Origin of the sequence: Cupriavidus sp. SIMBA_020, from assembly GCF_046535395.1 — a bacterium.
Taxonomy (GTDB): Bacteria; Pseudomonadota; Gammaproteobacteria; order Burkholderiales; family Burkholderiaceae; genus Cupriavidus; species Cupriavidus campinensis.
In genome coordinates this window covers 1-299 of sequence record NZ_JAWRWU010000319.1, presented here as the reverse complement: position 1 = coordinate 299, position 299 = coordinate 1, and the positions used below count along the sequence as shown (strand labels likewise).

General features: G+C 47.2%; 1 protein-coding gene. It reads left to right on the top strand.

Annotated features, from left to right (window positions below):
- Positions 1-299: serine hydrolase (locus SB751_RS29390; protein ID WP_410748949.1), on the top strand; the 299-nt coding region annotated here is incomplete at both ends.

Here is a 299-nt window from a genome sequence, read left to right as displayed (position 1 = left end):
GAGTGGGTTACATCGAACTGGATCTCAACAGCGGTAAGATCCTTGAGAGTTTTCGCCCCGAAGAACGTTTTCCAATGATGAGCACTTTTAAAGTTCTGCTATGTGGCGCGGTATTATCCCGTATTGACGCCGGGCAAGAGCAACTCGGTCGCCGCATACACTATTCTCAGAATGACTTGGTTGAGTACTCACCAGTCACAGAAAAGCATCTTACGGATGGCATGACAGTAAGAGAATTATGCAGTGCTGCCATAACCATGAGTGATAACACTGCGGCCAACTTACTTCTGACAACGATC